This is a genomic window from Rania fehmarnensis (genome assembly GCF_056494185.1).
On record NZ_CM151398.1, the window covers coordinates 3,653,508 to 3,679,156 of the forward strand.

The 25,649-nt window shown below is 53.8% G+C and carries 2 protein-coding genes; both read right to left on the bottom strand.

The window, feature by feature from the left end; genetic code table 11:
* A complete protein-coding gene (locus SH573x_RS12280) occupies window positions 1-1,059 on the bottom strand; it encodes a hypothetical protein (RefSeq protein WP_479355409.1) in 1,059 nt (352 codons plus the stop codon).
* The gene (locus SH573x_RS12285) at window positions 1,059-25,616 is read right to left on the bottom strand and encodes a fibronectin type III domain-containing protein (protein WP_479355410.1); all 24,558 of its coding nucleotides are present in this window, start codon (window positions 25,614-25,616) and stop codon (window positions 1,059-1,061) included. The genes SH573x_RS12280 and SH573x_RS12285 overlap by 1 nt, the downstream gene beginning before the upstream one ends.
* Window positions 25,617-25,649 lie beyond the last annotated feature (33 nt).

Here is a 25,649-nt window from a genome sequence, read left to right on the forward strand (position 1 = left end):
CTACTTTTTCTTCTTCAGTTTGTGCAGTCCCCAGCGTTCTTCGGTGGGGCCATCCCAAGTGTTCAGCTCGCTTTTTGACTTGAGTTGCTTGATCAGTTGCTTGTACATTGCATCGTTGAAAACGTCCAGTTCGAGAAATCGCTCTTTGGGCGTTTGCACCAGAAAGACAGGCGTGACCTGGTCTCTTGTCCCTAGCTGAACGCTAAACATCGGCAAGTGCCAGAAACCTTCTTGCGGGAACGCCTTTCGCACCTGATCTGGGTGAAACGTTTTCAGATAACGACCATCAAAATGTACTCCGCCTGAGCCATCCTTTTTGCGGAACTTCTGTGAAGCTTTAGGTGCATCCTCTGCGGGGACACAAAGTGAAATGAAAATACTTTGCAGCTCGATTAATTCGTTGATTTCACCTGACAACTCATAGCACTTCGCAAGTGCTGACTTGATCGCGGTATTGCCCGCGAAATTCAGCTGAATTCCACCGTGGGTCTCGCTAATCTCCTCGGATTGATCATTCACCTCGAAAGCAACCTCGTCCTCGAACGAGACTTTGGCCTTCTTCAGCACTGGGAACTTCTTTAATGCAAGTCCCCAAATCTTCTTCATCGTCTTCAGAGCCTTAGGCTCACTTTCATCGATTGACGAGAGATCGATTGTCCACGCTAACTGATCGCCCTCATTATTCAACGTCAGTTCCAGCGCACCTCCATCTTGGGGCAATTCGTACATGATGGTATTGAGAAACTCGAGTTCCCGGGCAATCGACTTGGCGATCAAGTCTATGTGATCTGTTAAGTCAGAGATCAACTTCGGGGACTCCATCAGCGTACATGTATTTGGATCATCCCCCAGTTCGGTATCCAGATCGCACCAAGTGGAAATCGAAGCCCAATCAAGCAATGTATCCAGCTTGAAGAAGTTGAAACCAAAGGACTTCGCACCCTTTACCTCTTTGGGTGGAAAATACACTTGTGGTACTTTTTGAAAGCAAGACTGAACTTGCTTTATCGACTTGTCCAGATTGTCTTGGTCATCTAGTTCGATTCGTACAAACATCATCAATCCAGTGTGTCAACTATAACGACTTGAGCGTTGTCCAAGTACTTCTTGGCACTCTTCAACTTGTTCATCTGCTTGCGGGCCTTGGCAGCTTCCGCTGGGGAACCTTCGTCCACAGTTTTTTGGAGAGCGTTGATCTTATCACCCAAAAACTTCTTGGCGTCGTCCATTAAGGTCCCAGGCTTTGGAACGATCATGTAAAAGGTTCCATTGGGCCCAATCTTCTTTTTATAAGCCAGAATTTTATCGGCAAACTGATTAGTCGACTTCAGAGCGGCCTTTGAAATCTTCGCTTCCGCACCAATTTTGTTCACACCATCTTTGGTGATCACCTGGGAGAATACGTCGGCATCTGACGCTTGTTTCCCCTTGATGTTGTGGGGCATTTTCTTATTCAGTTCGAAGACACGTCCGGGGTTATCTTTAATCAGCTTGGCCATCCCCCGAAGTTCTAAGACTTGTGCCTTTACGTGAGACGCTGCTTTATCCGCTGAAGTGCCAGGGTTGGCCATTTTCCTCAAGTTATTGACTATTTGTTTGATCTGTGAAGCGTCAGTTGCAGCTTTCCCAAGAGCTTCCAAGTCGGTTGCAAATGCAGCCAATGACTTCGGATTGGACAATGCACCAGACTGGATCGCATTCTGGAGGGCCTTATTGAGATCTGGAAAAGTGACTGCAAGTGGATTGCCTCGTTTGCTAACCGCCTGACTCACAAATGACCCAAGCTTGGCGATGGCTTTTGCGGCCGCATCGGGATCGTTAGCTAATCGCTCGGCAAAGTCCTTCATCGCTCTGTCGTTGCCCTTGAGCGCATCGCCCAGAACTACAAGGCCACGAATAAAGTCTTGGTCGTTTGCTGCTTTGCCGCTGGCCTCCACTAGGACCTTCATTAGCTTCTTTTCGTCCGGGAATTTAGCAACTAGACGATCAAGGGCCTGCGCGACACTGGAGCCACCAGGCGTGTTAAAGACTTTCTTCAAAACATCGAGATTTTCAGGATTAGTGATGCAAGACTTAAGCAACTGGACCCAGTTTCCAATGTGCTTGGCGGTTTCGGCTTTAAAGCCTTTAATGGCACTCGTCAGGAACGACGCAAAGTCCCCTGCAGCGCCGCCGCCAGCACCAGCTAGTCCCGGTCGAAGTGCGAAGGAGTCTGCGCCCTTGCCACCTAGTCCTTTTAGGCCCGATGCCGCTGGGGCCGCTGGGGCCGCTGGGTTGGGCGCCGTCAGTGAATCCCAGAGTTGCTCTAGGACGCTCACGAAGATAGGTTCGAGCAAGATTGCCAAGGGGGCAAACTTCGCTGAGACCTTAACGAGCTTTCTTGAGACGCGCATAGCGTCGAGCAAGTAGTCAACTGGCGGGAACGCTTCCGAGATAATGCCTGCAGCCGCGATCAGCGCATCGGTGGAACTAAACTGGCCAAACGTTTTGACGCCCGCCAGGTTTGCAGCACCGATAAAGAGTTGCTTGCCCAAGTCGCGAATATCCGAGTACACCCCGACCACGGGAATCAGACTTACGCCGATATCTGCCGCCAGCCCAATATCCAGATCGTTGCTGCCCGCGATCGCACCAACGACCGCGTCGTACATTAGCAGGGTGCTCTGGAGCATTCGGGTATTGGCGCTGATATCAGTTCCAACCGTGATGGTCCCTTCACCGCTGACATCGGAAACCTTATACCAACTGGTCAATCCTGAACGTTCAAGAATGAACTTTACGTTGGCAGCACTCTGAGGACGTTGCAAGAATGTAGAGTCGATTCGAACATCCTTCTTGCCGGTGGACGGTGCAACAAACTCGAAGGTGTTGGTGGAAGGTGCCACACCAGCCAGTGTTGCATTTCTCGCCAGCGAAACCCAACCCAGTTCGTTGTTTTCCAAACGAATTCGGTATGTCGCGCCGTCATCAAGTCCATCGATCCTCAAGTATGCGCCTTCTGCGACTTCGACTGTCCTCTCGATGTACTGGAAGTTGTCATCCAGTTTGGGCGATCGCAGTTTTACCAACGCTGCGTCAAAGCCATCCGCGTTCGTATAGGGAGTGGCATTGGCAGGCAAACTACCGATGTTGGGGTTGGTCAGCCGCATGTTGATCGGCTTGGAGTCATAAACCGGCACATTCACGGAGCCCCCCGCCTTGCCAGAGGCCACCGTCACCAAGTTGTTTCCAAGCGCAGAGACGCCAGCCATCAGCCCTCGTCCGACAAACGAGATCTTGGCATGCGCGAGTCCCCCGTAGGTTTTGTCATCGGAGGTCATGATCATGCCGCGTGCATCGCGCCAATGTACCGGTGTACCGTCGGGCGCGGGCTGAAGCGTGCGAGTGTTGTACACTCTGGCGGTCAGAATAACCTTTTCGGGACTCTGGATATCGATACGTGGAGCCGCAGTAGGAGTATTCGAGAAGAATCCTTCATAGGCCGCCGTAAGCTGGATCGCGTATACGGCCTGGTCGGTCTGCAGGTCGGCAATCACACCGCCCACATCTGCTTGAATTACGGTTGTCGGCGGAATGTCGTCAACTTCAACATACGTCCACGCCTTGCCACCGACAGTTTCAGTGTTTGCCTTTTGCCCTGTGTAGAACTTGTTGCTCGGGAATGCTTCGTAAGACGACCACGCGACTTCTGTGCCATCGGGAGCGGGGTTACCAGCGAGATCGGTTACTTCTGCCGTGACGTACAGCTGGCTGCGTTCGCCAAAGTAACCAGTGCGGTAAAGGCCCAGATCGCTGATTTGTGAGAGTGGAATTCGCTGAGTACCACGTTGGACGTAGCCGTTGAGCGTTACACGTTCGGCGTCACCAGGGACGACCTCGATCTTGTTCGACTTCAGCTTTTCGCCGCGCCACCTGGCTTGGATGTAGTAGTTGGTGTTCTGGCGACCGATTTGCAGCGAAGGCAGCTTGAACTCGGCCATCGCCACACCATCTTCCAGATTTGCGTCAGCTGCAGTTTGCGCTGTGACCTGCGTGTCGGTTCCGTTGGAGTAGTACAGAATGAATTCAACATTCTGACCTTCGATCTCGGCTAACTCCTCTTCATCGCCAGACACTACAACCATGGCGGTAGCAATACCATCGTTGGCATCAACCAGTGGTGAGACCGTGAGCGTAAAGTTATTCACGGCACCCAAAGTGACTCGATCAACACCAGGCACGGAGTCGTCGTCACCGGATTGCGTGCCACCATAGCGAGTCGATTCGGCAATGATGGAAATCGTCTCGTCTAAAGTGTCTGACGCTTCTGCATAGAGCGTGTACTCCCTGTTCAGATCGAATTCTGTGGATTCGAGAACTTCAGAGAGTGTGCCTCCATTGTCCCACCACAGTCGGATATTGGCTCCGACCTTTCGCACCTTTACTTTTTCGGCAAAGGCTGATGTCGAAGAAGAAACGACTCCCTCGGTCTTTAGACGCAGTTTCACCAGTTCATCGTCGTTGATGTCCTTGGGAGTATCGGAGTAGTCTGGCTGGTTGTTATTGTTGTCATCATCCAGGTTCGCGCTGATCTGTATCCCGTAGTCGCGCGCATTTTCACCGCTTTCGATTCCCGTTTCCTCTTCTTCGGGGATATCCGTGCCATCGTCAATGATGTCCAAATCCACCGAGATGGGACGACTAATCGCCGCAACTCCAACTCCCCAGTCCCAGGTGTACGTGTGCGGATTATCAGCTGGCAACCAGAACTGGCATGTGTAGGTGTCACAATAGGTCGATTCTTGAACAAGCGTGATCGACTCGACGGTCTGACCTTCCGGAACCCCAAATGCACTGAGGTCGATACTAGCAACGCCTCCGTAGTTCCGCGGATCGTCGTTGGCAAGTCGACTGTCATTCCACCAATTCCATGGAAGTTCGTGCATGTATTTGGATTGGCCGGTCGACAGTTCAATTTTCGTAGTTGAATAGCCGTTTTCGTATCCCCAACCCCAACCCCAACCCCAGCCGCCCCAGCCCCAACCACCCCACCATCCGTAGCTGCCCCAACCCCAGCCGCCCCAACCACCCCAACCCCAGCCCCAACCCCAACCGTAGCCGCTACCGTAGTAGCTGCCGTCGACTTTCCAAAATGCGTCCATGCTGATTACAAAGTCAACTCCAGTGGCGTTTACCAGGTCGCCAGGCCGGAAAGTATACTTGACCGTATAGTCATCCCCCATGGGAATTGTCGAGGTTACGTCGTTCCACTGGAAGTGCTGCAAGAAATCCTTGGTGTATTTGTTGTCGGCTGTCAGACTATCCGAAACCAGATCCACGTTGTCGGGATACATCAGCGGAATGCGGTAGCCGAGCGTCTCTTCATCCGATTCGGTCTTCTTAAGAGTGTTGGCTGAAGTCGCAGAATTAGTCTCAAAGGTTGCCTTAACCGTAAATGGCGTGGTTGAAGATATCTCCTCTGGCGCGGTGTAAGTGCCGCTGCTATTGATCTGGCCCGGTCCACTGACCACAGACCATACGACGTTCTTGACCTCCACGGCTTGATCAAACTGATCCAACGCGCTGACGGTGAACTTTCTCGTCTTCTTGGGGAAGACAGTCAGACCCTCTTGATTGATATGAAAATCCGTAATCTTGGCTTTGACTTTTACATTGACGCTGTATTCGGCCGTCTCGCCTTTGCGATCGCTGACTTCGACCGAAAACTTGTAATCGCCTGCCATGTCGAAAGTCACAGTGGTGTTGTCCGCGAGATTAGTGCCATTCTCCGAAAAGAGCGGATTGGCCTCTTCGGGTCCTTCGTCCAGCGTCCACCAATAAATCAGATCGTCAGGCCGTCCATCATCCTGTGCTGTCACACTCAACTGCGCGGTGGTCGATTCGACTTCTTCAGGACTGGCGGTGACATCGGTTATCTCAGGTGCCTGATTGGGAGTTTCAACACTCTGAACTTCCGACGAAGGTGAGCCCATGCCATCGGAGTTGTACGCCTTTACTCGGTACGCGTAGGTATAACCACCGACGCTCAGCCCTGAGGCGTTCCAAGTCAGTCCACCGGTCGATCCCAACATGACCCAGTTATCGGTACCCTCTTCCATCTGCTCAACCGTGTACAACACGGCATGTTCAGTATCGGACCACGAGAGAACTGCGCTGGTGTCGGAGTCCAGCTCGGCCGTGAAGCCCATCGGACGGTACGGAGCGACGTTGAAGGTCCGATTCGATAGCGAATTGGAGTACGCGCTCGTGGAGGCCACCATCAAGGTAAACGTATAAACCGTCGCAGGTTCAAGTCCCGTAACCCGCATCATCTCATCGTAACGACTGGCGCCACCATAGATATAAGTGTTGCCATCAGGCTCGGTGATCTGCAGCATTACCGGGGTGGAGTCGTTGGTCACGCGTTGCCAAGTGACTACGATCTCGGTCTCCGACAGCGTAACCGCGTTGGTGAGAATGGGCGGTATGAGGGTGGTTGCTACCGTGACGACATTGGATGGATCGGAGCGGTCCTGGTTTTCGAGCGCTAACACGCGGAACATGTAAGCGGCACCCGGTTCCAATCCAATAATCAAAGCCGACTGTTCATTGGGCTGCAGAATGTAAGCAGGCTCAAATGTCGCTCCGCCATCGAGTGAGACTTCCAGCAATTGGCGAGTCTCGACATCGGCATTGTCATTCCAAGTCAAGCCGACGGCCGTGTTCTGGACGAAAGTCGCCGTCAACCCAGTGGGAGCGGGAATGATGTCGGTTGTTGCTTCCACCGGTGCACTGAATATCGCATTGCCAGCGGCCGTATGGACGCGCACGCGGTACTTGTAATTCGTATCTGGAACAAGCTCCCTGTCGATGTACTCATCGCCTTCTTGATCGGTGACCACAGACACGTAGGTTGCGCCGCCATCATCCGACCGTTCGACATCCACCGTACTGGTATCGTTCGCTGGGAATGTCCAACTGACTTTGATACTACGTATGGACGAACCAGCCGCCGTAACTGCTGGTGCCGTCGCTGAGGTGGTCACCGAGACTTTATTGGTCGGGCCGGATTCGGAAGTATTGCTGACGGCTACAATCCTGAAGCTATAGTCCTTATCCGGTGATAATTCCTTCACGATCAAGCTGGTCGCATTAATCGCCACGCTTTCGCGATCGGTGAAGGTTACTCCCGCATCGAGCGAAATCTGGACCTTGAAGGCTGTCTCGTTGCTGGAGTTGTCTTGCCAATCCAAGCGCACTTGCGTATTCGAGATCAGTGTAGCTGCCAGGTCCGTCGGTGCCAGCAATCCAGAGGGCGAAACCGCGATCACGGGCGAATAGGGGGCATTGCCTCCTGGCGTCCAGACTCGCAAGCGGAAATAGTTGTATCCAAGGATCGTGGGTATCGCAGCTGATCTCGCCACTTCCGGCTGGCCGATGGCAACAAAGACCGACCCCATCATCGATCCTTCCAACACAATCAAACTGGCATCGCTCTCAGGCATCTCCCAACTCAAATCGATCATGTTGTTGGTGATGGTCAATTGCACGTTGGTGGGCGCATTCATGCTAGTCGTATGAATCACCGTATTGGACGCTGCGGAGTCGCCGACGGATAAACGATCGGAGTACTCTGTAGCCACAACTCGCACCTGAGTCGTCGAGCCAGGCACTAGGTTCGGCAACGCAGCAGAGGAGGTGCCGGCGGGTAACCACAGTGCATTTTGGAAAGTTGCTCCAGCATCATGGGAAACCTGGACGACATAGCCATTCTCTCCAACGGCGTTTTCGGTCCAGCTCAAACTGGCCGTCGTATTGCTCAATCGGCTCACGGTCAGGTCCGTCGGAACCAACAGTTCGAGAGTCTTGCCCCCAAAGACCTGCGTAAATTCCGGCTCGGCTCCTTCGACTAGTACCTTCAAGCGGAAGAAGTAGATAGTTCCCGGTTGAAGTTCATTGACCACAACGCTGTTGCCAGTCGTGGGCACGCCATAGTCGGTGACGACTGGACCAGTATCAGAGGATTCCAGCATCTGCACCTGGATCCTGCTGCGATCTCCGTTGAGCCGACTCCAACTGACTTCGATCTTGCTCGACGAAACGGCTGTCGTCTGCATGCCTACCGGAAGAATGACTTCGGATTTGGATTCGATAATGTTCGACTTAGGCGACCAAAACAGATTTTTCGCTTGCACATAGAACTGGTAATTGATTCCGAGGTCCATATCTTCGATCAGGAATTGATCGCTGTTGGCTTGCAGCGAAGCCACCGTCTTGAAGTTGCGGCCACCATCGATCGACATGAAGACCTGGTACTCGAGCTCATTGTCGGCGTTATCGACCCAAGTCAGCAAAGCTGAGCGCGAAGACACTGGAGTTGAGCGCAGTTCCGTGGGCGCAGCGGGTGCCGACTCCGTTGTCACACTGGTCGAAACGAAAGCCGATGAAATCGAGTCAGTTCCGACGCTGCGCACGCGCAGGAAGTACTCGGTATCGGGAGCAAGACTGACACCTGCCTTGTACGTGGTCGTATCCTTGTTCGTACGGTACTTGGTCCAAGGGCCCGCTGCGTTGGTTGCGACTTCGACTTCGAAGCCCGTTTCGCGGGCTGAGTTATCCAGCCAGGTCGCAGTCAAGGTAGCCGAGCTGTTCACAACCACCTCGATCTCACTAGGAGCTGCGGGCTTGGTTGTAAAGCTCTTGGTATCGCTTGGTAGTGAAGAACCCAATTGATTGATGGCCACCACTCGGTACCAGAATCGTTCGCCTTCGCTATGCCCGCTATCGAGATAGGTGGTGTTTGGCGCGTTGACGGTCGCCAAGGTCGACCAGTTGTCTGTCCCCGTGGTCGAGCGTTCCACGCGATAAGATTGAGCATTAGCAACAGCTTCCCAGGTCAGGGGGATGTCGGTTTCCGTCGTGACTGCGGCCGCCAGTCCCGTCGGTTTCGCAGGGAAAGCGACCGTTCGTAGCGTGGTGGTTGCCGCAGTTGAAGTTTCCGAATTGCTCGATACGGCCGAGACGCGGAAATAGTAGAGCGTATCTGGCAAGAAATTGGCGTTGATGGTCCATGAGTTGGCGTTGGCGGTCGCCCCAATTGTCTGGTAGCTACCGTTCAATTGTGTGGAGTACTCAACCTGGTAAGATACTTCGCGCGTAGAGTTGTCCACCCAGTCCAGGCGAATCGCCGTGTTGCTTTCTGCGGTCGCAGTGAGCTGCGTTGGGGCCAGTAACTTAGTCGAGCGGGTAGCGATGTTGCTATAGCCCGATGCGTCAGTGGCATTGACCGCTTGAACGCGGTAACTGTACGAAGTGGACTCTTCCAGGCCAGTGTGCACAAAGGTTAGCGTCGGGGCATTGACAGTTCCTACCGTGTTCCAATCGCCTTGAGCATTCCTGTTTTGCACCACATACTGAGTTGCATTGAGAACCGACTTCCAGGAGAGCGAAAGGGAGTTCGTTTCGGCTGTGTCAACCTTTAACTCTGCAGGAACTGTTAAGAAGGCAGGCGTAGTTACTGTGGCAGTCACCTGTGTCGATTCATTGAATCGATAGGCATGCAGTCGGAAGAAGTACTGGGTATTGGGGAGAATTCCCTGCTCGATGGTAGTGGTTGTAGTGTCGGCCCATGAACTGAGCGACGTCCAAGGCCCTTCAGCGCTGGTTGCGTACTGAATTCTGAAGTAAGACTCCATGGAAGAGTTGTCTTGCCAATTCAGCTTGATAGAAGCTCGGGGGACATAAACTGCTTCAAAATTGCTGGGAGCTTTGGGACGCGTGCTGCCGGATACCGTCGACGACGGAATGGACCTGCCCACCGCGTTGATGGCCACCACGCGATAAGAATAGTCGGTCCCTTCGTTGCGCGCAGCATCGACAAAGCTGATGACTCCAGCGGCAACCGAGCCGGCAGTGACCCAGGCATTGCCTTCCAGGCGTTCGATCACATACTCAGTTGGCGGTGTATTTCCCAACCATCCGAGCGTGACGCTCGATTCGGTGGTACCAGTCACACTGACACCTGTTGGCTTGGGCGGATATGCCGGAACGCGGGCAGTGGTTTCAAGATTGTCGGATACGGCGCCAGCCGACGTGTTTGCCGAGAGTCGTATCGTGTAGGTGGCGTCAGGAATAAAAGTTCCGCTGATCGTCAACGAAGTCGTATTCGCAGCCGCGGAAGCGTAAGCCGTTTGATTGCCATTGAGCAGCACGAATACCTGATAGTTCTGTTCACGCGATGAGTTATCCAGCCAGCTCAACTCAAGTTCTGTAGTGTTCTTGAAGGAAGCAGTCAGGTTGGTTGGTGCCTTCAACCGCGTGATTGTGCTAAAGACGCTGCTCGGTATCGATTGGCCCACACCGTTGATGGCGATCAGTCGATATTGGTAGTTGGTCCCCTCGACAAGTCCCGAATCGGTGTATTGCGTCACGTTGGCGGCAAGATCGACCAGTGTTGTCCAGGAGTCACCCCGGTCGATACTCTTCTGCAAACGGTAACCGGTTTCGCCAGCCTGATCGTTCCAGGCCAGACCGATGGAGGAAGTCGTAACCTGCGTACTCTTGAGCCCCGTGGGTATCGCTGGATAGCTGGATGTGCGAATCGTAGCGGTTGCCATTTCGGAAACTGCCGTCGACTGCGACGTGGCCCGCACGCGGAAGAAGTATTCGGTATTGGGCAGGTAGCTGGCAACCCAATCATAGGCCTGAACATCCGGTCCAACGGTGGCCGTTCTCCAAGGGCCTTCAATGTCTGCTGAGTACTCGAGCTTGAACCCGGCTTCACGACTGGAGTTGTCAATCCAAGTCAGTCGCAAGGTATCACTCAGCAATTGGGTGACCTGAAGATCGGTCGGCGCGGCCAGGCTGGTCATGGCTGTTACGATGTTACCAGGTTGGGATTGGCCATGGGCATTGGTAGCGAACAGTCGATACTGATATTGCGTCCCTTCCAACAGACCATAGTCTGCATACAAGTTGGTGTTCTCGCCAGCAAAGCCGACGGTCTCCCAACTACTTTCGCCGTGGAGCGTGCGTTGAATCTGATAAACCGATTCCCCGTTGGATGCATCCCAACGCAATTTGACACTGTGCTCAGTCGTCTGATGAACGACTAAACCCTTGGGCGCATCGGGAAACGCTGGTGTCATCAGCTGAGTCATTACGGGTTCCGAAGCTGCCGAATAACTGACCGCAGTGACTCGGAAGTAGTAGGTCGTTGCCGATGCAAATGGGCCCGTCGCTGTATAGCTAGTGGCATTAGCGGGTACTGTATAGTAAGTCCAGGGGCCGCTGGCGTTGGTCGCCTGTTCGAGCCGATAGCTAGTTTCACGAGCCGAGTTATCAAGCCAACTGAAATCGATTGCCGTTGCGCTGCGGAAGGTAGCAAGCAAGACTTTCGGTGATTTCAATTTGGTCTGTGCCGTTACGAGGTCGCTGGGCACAGACTCGCCCAATCCATTGGAAGCTATGACGCGGTAAGCAATCGTTTGACCTTCGAGAATTGGCGTATCGCTGAAGGTCAGCGTTCCGGCGGAAACCGCGCCGGCACTTTCCCAATTTCCGCTACCCAGCCGCCGCTGAAGCTTGTAACCGGTTGCGTTGGCAACTGCATTCCAGGTCAGGACGACCGTTCCATCACCGACGCTGGCAACGGCTAAGCCTTGAGGTGCGGACGGGTAAGCTGGTGTGGTGAGGTTGGCCGTTGCGTAGGTCGAGTCACCGCTCCCATAGGCTCGATAAGCACTGACGCGCACAAAGTAAGTGGTCGATGGCAGGAAAGATGCCTGGATGGTATGCGAGGTACCTTGGGCCGTAGTCGCAGTCCAAGGACCGCTGGCCGATGTGGAATACTCCACTCGATAACCTGTCTCGGCGGCTGATTGGTCGACCCAGGTAGCAGTTAGCTGGGTACTGTTGACAAAGGTCAACTGCAACTGCGTCGGTGCCTTCAGACGCGTCGTCACAACCAGCGTGTTGCTGGGACTGGAGGATCCTTGCGCATTGCTGGCCAATAAGCGATAGTTGTAGCTGGTGCCCTCGCTTCGTCCTGCGTCGGTAAAGCTGCTGACATTACCCGCCACCTGGCCTGCGTTATCCCAGGTCGCTCCACCATTGTTTGATCGCTGCACCAGATAGTTCGCGGCATTGGCCACGGTCGTCCAGGTCAGGGTGACCGACGTGGGTGTGATGACCGATGCCGCGAGGTTGCTCGGTGCCAGTGGAAATGCCGGCGTGGTCAACGTCAGCGAGGCGGGATCCGAACTGACCGACCACACTACCGCGCGTACGCGGAAGAAGTACTGAGTCGAGGGCAGGAATGAAGCTTGGAGGGTGTAGCCAATCGCATTGGACGCCGCGGATCGATAGGTCCACGGACCATTGCTGCTGGTCGCATAACCTACTTCGTAGTTTGTTTCACGCGTTGACACATCCGTCCAAGTCAAACTAACGGAAGTACTGGAGATGGCCCCAGCCGCCAGATTAACTGGGGCTTTGGGCTTGGTCGTCGAAGACAGTAAGTTACTCGGCAGCGACTCACCGGATGCATTGAAGGCCACGACTCGATACATTACCGTCGTACCCTCCAGTCTCGCAGTATCATCGTACGTGGTGGTAGTGCCGGAAGTTGTGCCGATGGTTCCCCACGATTGCCCACTGTTCTCGGATCGCTGCACTCGGTAGCCGCCTGCATTGGCCACACCCGTCCATACCAACTTGACCGAGGTATCTCGATACTCAGGGCTGTTCAGGGCAGTAGGAGCCGACGGGTAACTGCCGGTCGTCAGCGTCGTCGACACGTAATCAGAGTAGGCACCAAAGCCATTGGCTCGAACGCGGAAATGGTAGGTCTTTCCGGGCAAGTAGTTGTCAGTAATCGTCAGCGTGTTGAGATTAGCCGATCCGTAGCTATAACCCCAAGGTCCATCGGCGCTGGTTGAGCGTTCTACCACATAGCCATTCTCAGCGTTGGATTGATCGACCCAATCGATGCGAATCGATGTGTTGCTGAGGAACGTCGCAGTCACTCCAGTTGGTTTATGAAGAGTTGTCCGCGCAGTGGTAGTCGCAGTTGGCGAGTCACCAGAAGCGTTGATTGCAATCAATCGATACTGGTATGCAGTCGCCTCGGTAAGACCTGTGTCGGTCATGCTGGTGCTGGTTGTCGTACCTACGACGTCCCATGTCGATGAACTGCTCAGGGCGCGCAGCACACGATAGCTGGTTACTCCACTTACCGCATTCCAAGTCAGTGTCACGCTGGTGGGAGTGGCCGCCGAATTGAGATTGGAAGGCACCTCTGGAAATGCAGGCGTCAGAAGAGTCGTGGTCGCATAGTGCGACTCGCTTGAGTAGGACTTGACCGCTTTGACACGAATCGTATAGGTGGTACTGGGAAGCAGTGAAACCTTTAATGAGTAAGGACTGGCCGGCGTGGACTGTGCCCAACTCCAATTTGAGTTGCCCGCTTTGTATTCGATGTTGTAATGAGTCTCCAAACTTGACTGATCTACCCAGTTCAAGGTGAGCTCTGAACTGTTGACAAACGTCGCCGTCAGCTGTGTCGGAGCTTTCAACGAAGTCACAGTTGACAGCGTGTTACTGGGCAATGACTCGCCATGGTCATTGTGCGCGACAACTCGATAGGAATAGCTGGTGCCCTCCTGCAATCCTGTATCGGTGTAGGTATCCACGTCAGCCAAAGTAACCGCAATCTGCGTCCAATCAGTACCATTGGGGCTACGGAGGATCTTGTATCCGAGTTCCGTTGCCACATCCTGCCACGTGAAGGTCATGGAGGAGTCGGTCGTCGTGGTGACCATCAGCGAGCCCGGCATCTGCGGATAAGCGGGCATCAAAACACCGCTAACGACCGGCTCGGAGCGCGTGCTAGCAGCAGTCGCGGCCACACGGAAGTAATGGTTGGTACTGGGCAGGAATTGGCTGGAAACCTTATACGTTTGCACACCGCTTGCGACATTGGCAACTAACGACCAAGGACCTTGCAGCGATGTCGACCGCTCGATCACATAGCCTGTTTCGCTCTGGGATTGATCTCGCCATGTCAGGTCAATCGCAGTGCTGGTGACGTTCGATAGAGCAAAGTTTGTGGGAGCCCAGGGTCGTGTATAGACGGTCTGAGTACTGCTTGGAGCAGACTCGCCCAACTCGTTCTTGGCCGACAGGCGAAACTCGTATTGCTTACCTTCCGTTAGTTGCGAGATAACCGCCGACTGTAAACTGGGATTGGTGATTGCGATCACGGTCCAGTTATTAGCCGGTGTCGCCACTTGGCGGTAATGCAGTTCGTAACCGTTCGCAAACCGAGTTACATCCCAAGCGATTTCCAGACTCTCGGATTGCAAATCAACCACGCGAACATTTCTTGGAGTTGCTGGAACATCGTAAACATCGAAACCGAACTCCGCAGGTTCGCTAGCGGTGTCCAAGGCACCGTTGCTGCTGCCACCATCGTCGGAAACGAGATAGCTGAATAGACCTCGGATCCCGCCAGCGGTCAAAGTCGATGAGGGTACAAAGCGCAAGGCAGTCAATTGATTTTTGGTAATAGTGGTCCCAGCAACAACGGGAGTCCCCGCTAGGGCTAACATTCCATCCCTGGGATCGGGAACCGTCTTCAGGGTAATCGACTTCAGCTGGTTGCCAGGATTATCGCGTACATCAATCACTGGAAAATCATCCGCAGTAAAGCTAAACGGCTTGCCGAGCGCTAGATCGCGAATCTGATTGCTGGATGTCGGTGCGTCATTCACCGGCGCGATGTTGATGGTCAACTTTTGGACCACCTGATACAAGTCGCTACGGTTATCAAGCGTGCCACCATCATCGCGGAACTGGACATCCACGGTAGACAGGTTGACACCATTCAAATCCCGGGCGGGCTTGACGATTAGTGACGGCAGATCGGCAACCAGGATTTCCTGTGCGGGCGCGACCGATTGTCCGTTCAACAGTAACTGAGCTACCTTGGGATCGGGAATGGTCTTGATCAATACCGACTTAAGTAAACGGGTCGGGTTATTGGCAACGGCTTGGAAGTCGAACAATCCGTCATGAAAACTAAGCGATTGATCTTCTGCAAGGTACAGTTGCTGTCCAGGTTGGTGAATGTGGAAAGTGAATTGGCTCGGCGACTGGCTGATATCCAGACCGCCGTTGGCAGTACCGCCGTTGTCTCGGACACGGAACGTAAACGACCCGATATTTGAGCCAGTACGTCCCGTTGCTGGTACGAAGGTTAATTGGCTGACCTGAGCCGCCGAGACAACTTGCCCTGCGGTGACATTGGTAACGCCAAGTTTCAAGGTACCGTCGGCGACCGCGGGAAGTGTGTCGATGATGACTTCTGTCAGCGAATGAGCAGGACTGTCCAACAAGTCGACCAAAGCGAAATCACCTGCAGCGAACTGATACGACTGATCTTTGCGAATTGTACGCGCGGCATTCAAACCACCTGGCGCATCATTGATAGCGGTCACATTGAATGCAAAATCCCGGGGCTGGGGATCTGTGTCCAGCCGACCATCAGTTGTGCCACCGATATCTCGCAGCTGGTAAGAAAATGTCCCTAGGCCATCGCCCGCTCGATTCTTGGCTGCGACGAACCTCAGTTCTGTAAGATCTGCCAGTGGAATGAATGCGCCCGGTTGTACGACTCGCTCGTTGATAAACAACGACCCATCCGTCATCGTTGGCGGCGTGCGAATCACAATACCCTCAGTGGGGAATCGCGGCGAAGCGTAGACGTTGGGAAAATCAGCCGTGCTGAAGGTATAGCTTCCGTCTTCCAGAATGGTACGCACTTGAGGGACGCCGCGCGGCGTGGCCGCAAATCGCACGGTCACCGGTTCGCTGGCAAATAGTGGGCTGTGGGCCAAGTACTGGAACTCATCACTACCCTGGAACGTGGCATCGGGTGTGTACGTGAAGTGACCGTTGCTTGCCAGACGCAGCGTTCCATGCGAGGGCGAACTGTGCAGAGTCGCCGTGAACTGGTCAGGTGTTGACATACCTGTCCTATCAACGTCGTTCGCCAGTATCGATACCGCCGTGGTATATGGCAAGCTATCAAGCAGTTGGATATTGTCGTCGACTCCCAACAACGCGATTGTCGAAGAGCGCGTGATGCTAAAGCCGCGATGATTAAGCGTACCGGTAGCGTTGTCATCAATCAGCTGGCTGTTCACTGGCGAGAAACTGGTACGAACTTCAAAATCCGCGTTCGTCGCATAAGTATGGCTGGCTCTTAAGCGATACCGCGTGTAGGTTCCAGCAGCCGTGTAGCGAGTGGACATGTTTTCCCACTCGATCCCAGTTGTCTGCAGCGGAGAGCCGTCACCCCAATTGACCGTAACTGTGTAGGAACCTGAGTTCACACCGGACCACGGAGGCGTACCAACTGGCTCGAACAATTCAATTGTTGTCAACTCCGCTCGCGAAATCGGATGTCCTGAAGTCCCAAAGATCGGTTTGGCACCGTAGACGTTGGCAACCTGAGTGGTCTTGACGGTCGAGCCTTGCAAGCGCGTGATCGTTACCTTGACATTAGGATTGGCTTCCTTGAAGAAGGTATGGTAGCCGCGCACGCCGAAGGTGTTGGCGTTTACGACCTCTATCGTTCCATTGGAGTTGGGCGTGCCATCACCCCAGTCAATGATGGCCTGGTAGTTGTTCGGGTTGCCGGATAGGCGATCGCTAAAGGTGGCGACCAAGCCCGACCAATTGATGTCGTCGACTGTATCGATCGGTTTGGGTTGAGCGATCAGTGTCTGCTCAATGACTTTGGCACGTGTCAAACTAAAACCACGATGGGGCACACCGGCGATTTCATCGCGAAGGTTGGAGTGATTGGGAGTAAAGGTGGTTCGAACTTCGTAATCGCCAGCGACTGCATAAATGTGTTGTGATTTGATTCGATAACGACCGGTGTTCGTACCAAAAGACCAGCCGCCGCTAACCCATTCCCACTGCACGTTGTTGGTACTGGAGGTGCCGTCACCCCAATCCACAGTTACCGAGTAGTCCGACGGCAGCGTCCCCTGCAATTCAATGCTTGTCAACGCGACCATATCGGTTTCGGTCGTCGCGCTGGCGGTGATCTGTGGTGCCCCGAAAATCTTGGCTTGAATGGCCGTCTGAACGGTGGCCCCTTCAATTCTGGACACCGTCACCTTGACCGTAGGGTCGAACTCACGATTAAACGTGTTGGTGGCGCGGACCCCAAACTGATTGTTGCCTAGAGCCTGGATCGAGACACCTCCGCCAAGCAGACCACTACCCGAGGAATTACCACCCCAGTCGACGGTCGCCACGTAATCCGTGGCGGTGCCTGGCAGTGAATCGGTGAACGTAGCGACGACCCCGCTCCAATACTCATCGTCCACTGCCAGGATGACTCCCGGAGTGATCGCCAGGGTCTGGTCGACAACCTTGACCTGGGTCAAGCTGTAGCCGCGATGTTGAACATTTGAAGTATCGTCGATCAGTTGTGTGTCGATCAGTTCCGTATCGACGGGAGTAAAAGTCACGCGAACCTGGTACTCGCCTGCGATCGTGTAAGTGTGGTTTCCGCGAATCCGATATCGATTCTGGTTGTAACCGCTCCCATAACTGACCCACTCCCAGGTGACGGTATCGGTTTCGACGGGTGAACCATCTCCCCAGTCAACTTTAACTGAGTAGGAGGCGGGAGAAACGTTGTTTCCGTACCACGAATAATTGTCGCTCAAGACGACGCTGGTCAGTTCAACCGAAGATAAGGGAGTGCCTGAAGTGGCTACGATCCGATTAGCCCCGTACACTTTTACTGGCGCTGTCGCAGAAATCGCTGGTCCCTCGACCTTGCTGACTAAGACTCGGGCAGTCAAGTCGGATTCAGTTTGATAAGCATGCGAACCACGCACCGCGAACTTGCCATTGCCCAGCGACTCCACAACGCCCCAGGATTCAGAAGCATAGGAAGAGTCGCCCCAAGTGATCGTCGCGCGATAATCGGTCAATGGGCTGGGCGCGGAATCGGTGAACGTTGCGACGGTACCCGACCACGTGATGTCATCGATGACATGAATGGGTTGAGTCGTAATGGCCAGGGTTTGAGGTACTACTTTAACGCGAGTCAAACTGAAACCACGATGCTCGGTATAAGTGCCATCATCGATCAGCGATGCGTTGACAGGCGAGAAGGTCGTTCGAACCTCGTAATCTCCGACAGTTGTATAAGTGTGACTGGCGCGAATTTTGTACCGAGCCGAGTTGTAATTAATGTAGCTATAGGTGCTTTCCCATTCCACGTCTGGCGTCGTTGTCAGGGCAGAGCCGTCACCCCAGTTCACCGTTACCTGGTAGTCGGCCGGATTGTTTCCGCTGCCCCAATCTCCGTAGTAGTATCCTCCATACAGCAACTCGACCGAGGTCAGTTCGGCGCGTGACAATTCGCTGCCCACACCCACAAAGATCTGGCGAGCCCCATAGATCTTGGCGATCGTCGAAGTCTGAATAGTCGGACCCTCAAGACGATTGATCGTCACGACGACCTGCGGGCTGGTTTCGCGATTGAACAAGTGGTTAGCGCGGACGGAGAAGGCTCCATTACCCAACGATTCGATGGTCCCGGAAGTGATGTAAGTACTATCACCCCATTCGATTGTGGCACGATACTGGGTGAGGGGCTGCGGATCCGAGTCCGTAAAGTTTGCCACGATGCCTGACCAGGCCTCGTCATCCACCGCGCTAATGGGCATGGCCGAGGCCGTCAGGGTTTGAGGAACGACCTTGATCTTCGTTTTGCTGAAGCCTCGGTGCGATTGCCAGGCAGAATCCTCGACTAGTAGGCTATTGACGGGAGTAATTGTCGTTCGAACTTCATACTCGCCGGCTAGCGCGTACGTGTGATTGGCTCGCAAACGATACCGTGTGTTGCCGTATTGCCAGTAGCCATAGTTGTCCGGAATGATCTCCCACTCGACGTCAGTGGTCAGTGGCGAGTTGTCCCCCCAGTCGACCGTTACGTTGTATCCGCTTGGCAAGCCCAGGGGATTAGATGGATAAGACCAATAATCGTTCTGCAACACGATAGTGGTCAGCTCGGCGCGGATCATCTCCGTGTTGGTGCTGCCGAATTGCTTTCTCGCACCGTAGACCTTGGCGTTAGAGGTGCCATAAATGGAAGGGCCGTTCTTTTTTGCGATCAGCACGCTGACGCCGGGGTCGTCCTCAAAATTGTAGGTATAAGACCCGCGCACCTCGAAATTCCCGCCCCCCAAAGCAATGACTTGACCGGTCCGATTGTATGCGACGTTATCGCTACCCATCCAATTGATCGTCGCAACATACTCGCTGGCGACGGCAGCTTGTGAATCAGAGAAGCGGGCCACGACTCCGGTCCATGCTTCATCATCGACCGCTTCGATCGTGGCGGGAGAGAAGGACAACGTTTGCGGTACGACCTTGACTTTGGTCAAGCTGTAACCGCGGTGGGCCATCGAGACGGTTTCATCCATCAGCGAAGAGTTGACCGGAGCAAACGTTGTTCGAATCGTGTACTCGCCAGCAGCCTGATAAGTATGGTTGGCTCGAATGCGATAGAAGTTCGAATAGTTGCCATAGGTGTAACTGTAGTAACCGCCTGAAACCGGTTCCCACTCGACATCCGTAGTCACTGGAGAACCATCACCCCAATCCACGGTCACTGTGTAATCACCAGGGCTGGAGTTGTTGCCGTAATAGTAGTAATAGTCGGATTGAAGCTCGATGGTCGTCAAATCCGCCCGGTGCAGCTCGGTACCAACAGCTGCAAAGATTCGTTCGGCACCGTAAACTTTGGTTGGCGTGAGCGTTTGGATAGTCGCGCCTTCAATGCGGCGGATCGTGACTTTAGCATTCAGATCGGTTTCACGGTAAAAGACTCGCGAGGCTCGAACGTTGAAATTGCCATTGCCGAGCGACTCTACCGAGCCAGTTGTCGAGTTGGAGTAGTATCCGTTGGACCAATCATCCCAGTCGATTGTCGCAATGTAATCGCTAGGATTGCCCGCCAGAGTGTCGGAGAACGAAGCCACGATCCCACTCCAGGATTTTTCGTCTACCGCTTCGACCATGGCAGGAGTTACCGACAACGTTTGAGGAACTACCTTCACCTTGGTCAAACTGTAGCCACGATGCTGTGTATATGCCTGTTCATCTTGTAACTGATTGTTAGCAGGCGTGATGGTCGTGCGAACGACGTAATCACCTGGTTCTTGGTAAATATGATTGGCCTTCAAGCGATAACGAATCGAGCCACCATAGTAGCCGTATCCACCACCACCTATTGCATCCCAAGTAACGTTAGTCGTAGTTGACTGAGGCGTACCATCGCCCCAATCAACGGTGACCGTGTAAGCCTGCGGAGTGCCCATATTATCGCCGTAGTAGTAATAGTCGTTGACCAACTCTACGGTCGTCAGTTCTGGGCCGAGCAGTTCGTAGCCCGCGCTAGCATAGATCGTCGCCGCTCCATAGACCTTCACTGGAGAGGTCGTTTGGATAGAAGAGCCTTGCTTTTTGCGAATCGTCACCGAAGCATTCAGGTCAGCCTCGCGATAATAGGTGATGTTGCCCCGGACCGCATAATTGCTGTTACCTAGCGAAACGATGATGCCGGTAGTCGTGTAGTTGTAGGCCTGATCACCCCATTTAATTGTTGCGGTGTAGTCGGATAGATCCCCAGGAGCCGAGTCGAAGAAAGTTGCAACAGTGCCCGACCAGGCAAGGTCGTCGATGGCTTCAATCGTCGCTGGAGTTGCAGTCAGCGTTTGGTTGACTACCTTGACCTTGGTCAAGCTGTAACCGCGGTGTTGCCCGCTGTATGGTTCATCCAAAAGACTGGAATTGACAGGCGTGAACGTCGTACGAACTTCGTAATCACCGGGAGTCGTGTACGAATGCTCGGCGAGAATCTTGTAGCGGCTGTTTCCATAGTAGTAATAGTAGCCGTCGTTGTCGGCTTGCCAGACCACGTCCGTCGTAGGCGGCGTACCGTCGCCCCAATCCACCGTCACCGTGTAGTCTTCAGGCAAAGTGAATTCGTTTCCATAGTAATAGTTGCTGGCCAACTCTACAGTCGTCAACACAACTTGCGAGGTAGTCAGATTGGCCGTAGCAAAAATTTGCTCAGCCCCATGGACCTTGGCCAGGCCCTGCACGCTTCTGGAAGCCCCTTCCTTTCGGCTCACAAGAACTGAGAAAGTTGGGTTGATTTCACGCTGGTAAGTATGCGTACCGCGTACCGCATAGGTTCCGTTGCCAAGGGATTCAATCGTACCGACGTTGCCGTAGCCACTGGTTCCATCGCCCCAGTCAATCGTGGCCGTGTAATCGCTGGCTACGCCCGATTCAGAATCCGTAAAAGTCGCAACGATTCCCGACCACTGCACATCATCTACAGCATCAACTGTACCAGCGGTCATTGAAAGCGTTTGAGGGACAATCTTGACCTGTGTGTAGCTGTTGCCGCGATACGGAAGGTAAGTGGCATCGTCGGTCAGGTTTCCAATTGGCGTGATGGTGGTGGTGACTTCATACTCGCCCGGGGTCAGATAAGTGTGCGAACCTACGACGCTATAGCGCTGCGAGTTACCACCGTACCAATAATTGTCCGAAGAAGTCCATTGCCATGAAATACCTTGCGTGGTCGACCCACTTCCATCACCCCAATCGACAGTGACCGTGTAATCGCTGGGCGAATTGTATTCGTAGTTCCCCCAAGACGAATTGAGGACGACCGTGGTCAGTTCACCTTGGCGAATCTCAGTATTAGCGCTGGCGTAAATCGTTTTGGCTGCGAAAACCTTGACAGGACTGATCGTCTGGATGCTTGTACCACCAGTTCGCGTGATTGTGACAGTGGCCGACGTATTCTCTTCCAGGTTGTAGGTGTGAGTTCCTTTAACGACAAAATTGCCACCACCCAACGCCTGAATGGTTCCAGATGTTGTTCCTTGTCCATAGTAATCAACTGCACCATTCCATTGTATCGTTGCCTGGTAGCTACCCAGTGGCAGCGGATTGGGATCGATAAAGGTCGCCACCACTCCAGTCCAACTGATGTCGTCGATGACATCAATGTTTTCGGGTTGAGCACTGAAAGTGGGAGGTTGGATGTTGACGATGACGTCGACGCTGTCGGTATCCGTGCTGAACGGTGTCGAACCGCCGTTGGGAATCACGCTAACACGGTTACCGCTCTTGCCAGATGTTTGATCCCAAGCACGCAGTGTCAGAGCAGCAATGGATGTTCCGCTGAAGGTTCCACTCCGAGCAAAGTACAGGCGATGGTTCGCGCTATGACCGATCAGTAATGCCGACTGATCGCTGACAGTTCCCACTGGCGTCCAATTAGTTCCGCCATTGAGGCTGAAGTACCACACTCCATTGGTCTCCTGACTGCCAACGATCGCTATGCCCTTCAGTGCCGCTGCATCGATGTCCTGCGCACCGCCAGTCAACAGGGTCACAGGGACCCCCATTTTCCCGACTGGTGGGTTGGCATCGGTCGTGATCGTAATGGTCAGCGCTGTGTCGGTGAGAGTCGGAGCATCGTTAACGGGCATTACTTGGACTCGTACTGCCGCAGTATCGACACTAAAAGCGGTTGTACCTCCATTGATCAAAGACGAGGCTTTGGTCCCGTTGGTCCCGCTGGTACGATCCCAGGCTCGAAATGCAAAACCAATTCCCATGTCGCCGCTGTAGTTAGCGGTGGGACGAAAGTAGATTCGCGATTGCCCATCATCTGCCAGTAGCAACGATTGGGTTTCGGAGACGGTGTTGACCAGAGTCCATGTCTGCCCTCCATTGAGCGTGAAGTACCACTGGCCATAACTTTCGTTGGTCGTATAGATTGCGATGCCCTTGAGTGGATTGGGATCAAGATCGGTTACTGAGGTCACAAACACTGAGATCGGATAACCGACCGCGCCGGTCGGCTCCGGTGCATCTTCATCGACGCTTAAAGGAATGCTGGTCGCTCCATAACTATTTAGCTCTGGTGCATCGTTAACCGGTACGATCTCAATTTCAATGGTGGCAACCTGGCTACTGAATGCCGAAGTTCCTCCACCGGCTCCAGGATTGGCCAAACCACCGGGGTAACCCCAGGTCCGATCCCAGGCACGAAACTTCATTCCCGGGAAGGGTGTGGAATTCGTGAATGGATTGGGACGGAAGTACAAGCGCGCCGTCGAAGGCAGCAGCAGCGCAGAGGTCTCCGAGACGTTCGAAAGGGTCTGCCAGTAGCTGCCATTCTGGTAGTACCAAGTACCATGACTTGTGCCCAACCAGGTAATCGCGATTCCCAACTGTGCACCGGCGTCGACGTCAGTGACTCCACTGACCAGCTGACTGACCAGATAGCCATCGTCACCATATGGAATGTCGTTGTCTTCGCTGAATTGCAACGTCTGAGTCGTTGCGACTACCACGGGCGCATCATTGATTGCGTTAGCATTCAAGTGAACCAAGTTGGTGCCTGTGCTGAATGCCGTGGTACCGCCATTGACCGCAGTCGACACCTTAGAACCGCTGACGCCGCTGGTCTGATCCCAAGCTCGATAGGTCAGAGCACTATTGACGGAGATGTCGACGTTCGTATTGGGTTTGAAGTAGATTCTGGTCTGTGTGTTGTCCTGTAGGAGCAAGGATGAAGTATTGCTGACCGCTCCGACCGGGTTCCACTGGGCACCACTGTTGAGCGTGTAATACCACTGCCCCTTGGTTTCATCGGTCGCCTGAATGGCGACGCCTTTAACCGCGCCCACATCCGGATCAGATATTCCGGTGGTCAGTAGGCTGATGGGTATACCCACTGTGCCAGTCGGAACCGGATCATCTTCGGTGAAGGTATACGTGACGGGGTAGGCGGAGGTCAGCAAAGGCGCATCGTTTTGATTGTTGACAATCACATCGATACGATCCGATGCCAGGCTGTAGGCTGAAGAGCCGCCCTGGGGACTGATGCTGGCGAGCATGCCTGCAGTACCCACGGTTTGGTCCCAAGCCACGAATGTCAGCGCATTGGCAAGCGTACCGTTGTAGTTTGAGACTGGTTTGTAATATAGCCGGGTCTGCGTGTTACTGGCCAGCAGCAATCCAGTACCCGCGTAGGCTGCGCTGAGCAGGGTCCATGAACTGCCACCGTTGAGCGAATAATACCAACTGCCATAACCGCTGGTTCCAGTGACTGCGATACCTTTCAGAGCGCCAGCGTCGACGTCGCTAATGCCTCCGGTAAAGGAACTGATTAAACTACCGACGGCACCGGTAGGAACCGGAGCATCCTCACTGGTCGTCAACGTGAGCGGTGTATCACCTAGTACAGGCGCGTCGTTGACCGGCGTGACCACAACGCTGATGACATCGGTTGCGGAACTGTACGCACTGGTGCCGCCATTGACCGTCGTGTTACCCAGTCCGCCGCCAGTGCCGCTGGTACGATCCCAAGCCCGTACAGTCAGTGCATTGGAGATCGTACCGTTGTAGTTTGCATTAGGCTTGAAGTACAACCGCGTGGACGAGTTATCCTCCAACAGCCGGGCAGAAGTGGTCGATACTGTTCCCAGGAGTGTCCAAGTCGAACCAGCATTGGTGGTGTAGTACCACTGCCCGTTCGTTTGAACACTGCCGACCAATGCCAGTCCTTTGAGCGCGCCCGCATTGGCATCGGTGATACCGCCGGCAAAAGTGCTGATTAAGGAACCGACCGCGCCGCCTGGGACTGCCGCATCTTCAGGTACAGTCAGCGACAGATTAGTATCGGCCAAAGCTGGTGCGCTATTGGTGGTAGCTACTACCAGGCGGAAGGACAGAAAGTTCTGCTGCGTCGCAACGTTGTTGCTTGCTCCCGAATCTTTTACCTTGAAGGCAAACGGGCGTTTGGCATAGCCGCTACCCACGCTCGACAGATATGCGTTGACGACTGTCAAGTCAGCCGACGTCAACGCATTATCTCCATTGACATCGAAATAGCGATTTGCATCCACCGTGGTCGTAGGATTCGGTGGAGGCGGTGTGGTTGGCAGCCCCATCCCTGAACTGATTCGCGATGACAGAGCGGATGCATCGTTGGAGTCGATAATCCCGTTGTGGTCGACATCGAGAAAATTCAAGTAGTTGCGATGGGGCTTGGTTGTGTCAAACGCCGTGGCCGTGGGTTGGAACTTCAGCTTGCCCAACTGAATGTCGGTAACCGTGATTTCTTGCCCCACGATTACCGGCGCATTGTTGAAGAGGATCGAGCCGCCTTCGTATCCTTGATAGGCAGGCAACGATTGAATGATGATCGAGACGAAACTGTTTGGAGAGGGCACTTCGTTGGGATCACTGAATCCAAAGTCAGAAACCGCCAGCGTGTTAGCCATGTTCTCAGTGACATTCTGCTTGACGCTAGTCGTTCCCAACGGCGGAAAGTTCGCGCTGGGCAATAGAGGTCCATCACCCTCTGCCACCAGCGCCGTCCTGAAGTTGTTGCCGTCTTCGGAGAGAACTCCGTGTGCCAAGACCACTCGTGGCTCGAACTGTTCCAACAAAAGCTTGCGAATTTTTTGCTTGCGAAGATTCCTCAGACGAATTCCAAAAATCGTCATCGCACCGGCCCTTTGTGTTCAAGACAAGTAGTG

Excerpts from the sequence above, each read along its gene's own strand:
- SH573x_RS12280 (WP_479355409.1), bottom strand. The coding sequence starts at position 1,059 with ATGATGTTTGTACGAATCGAACTAGATGACCAAGACAATCTGGACAAG.
- SH573x_RS12285 (WP_479355410.1), bottom strand. The coding sequence starts at position 25,616 with ATGACGATTTTTGGAATTCGTCTGAGGAATCTTCGCAAGCAAAAAATT.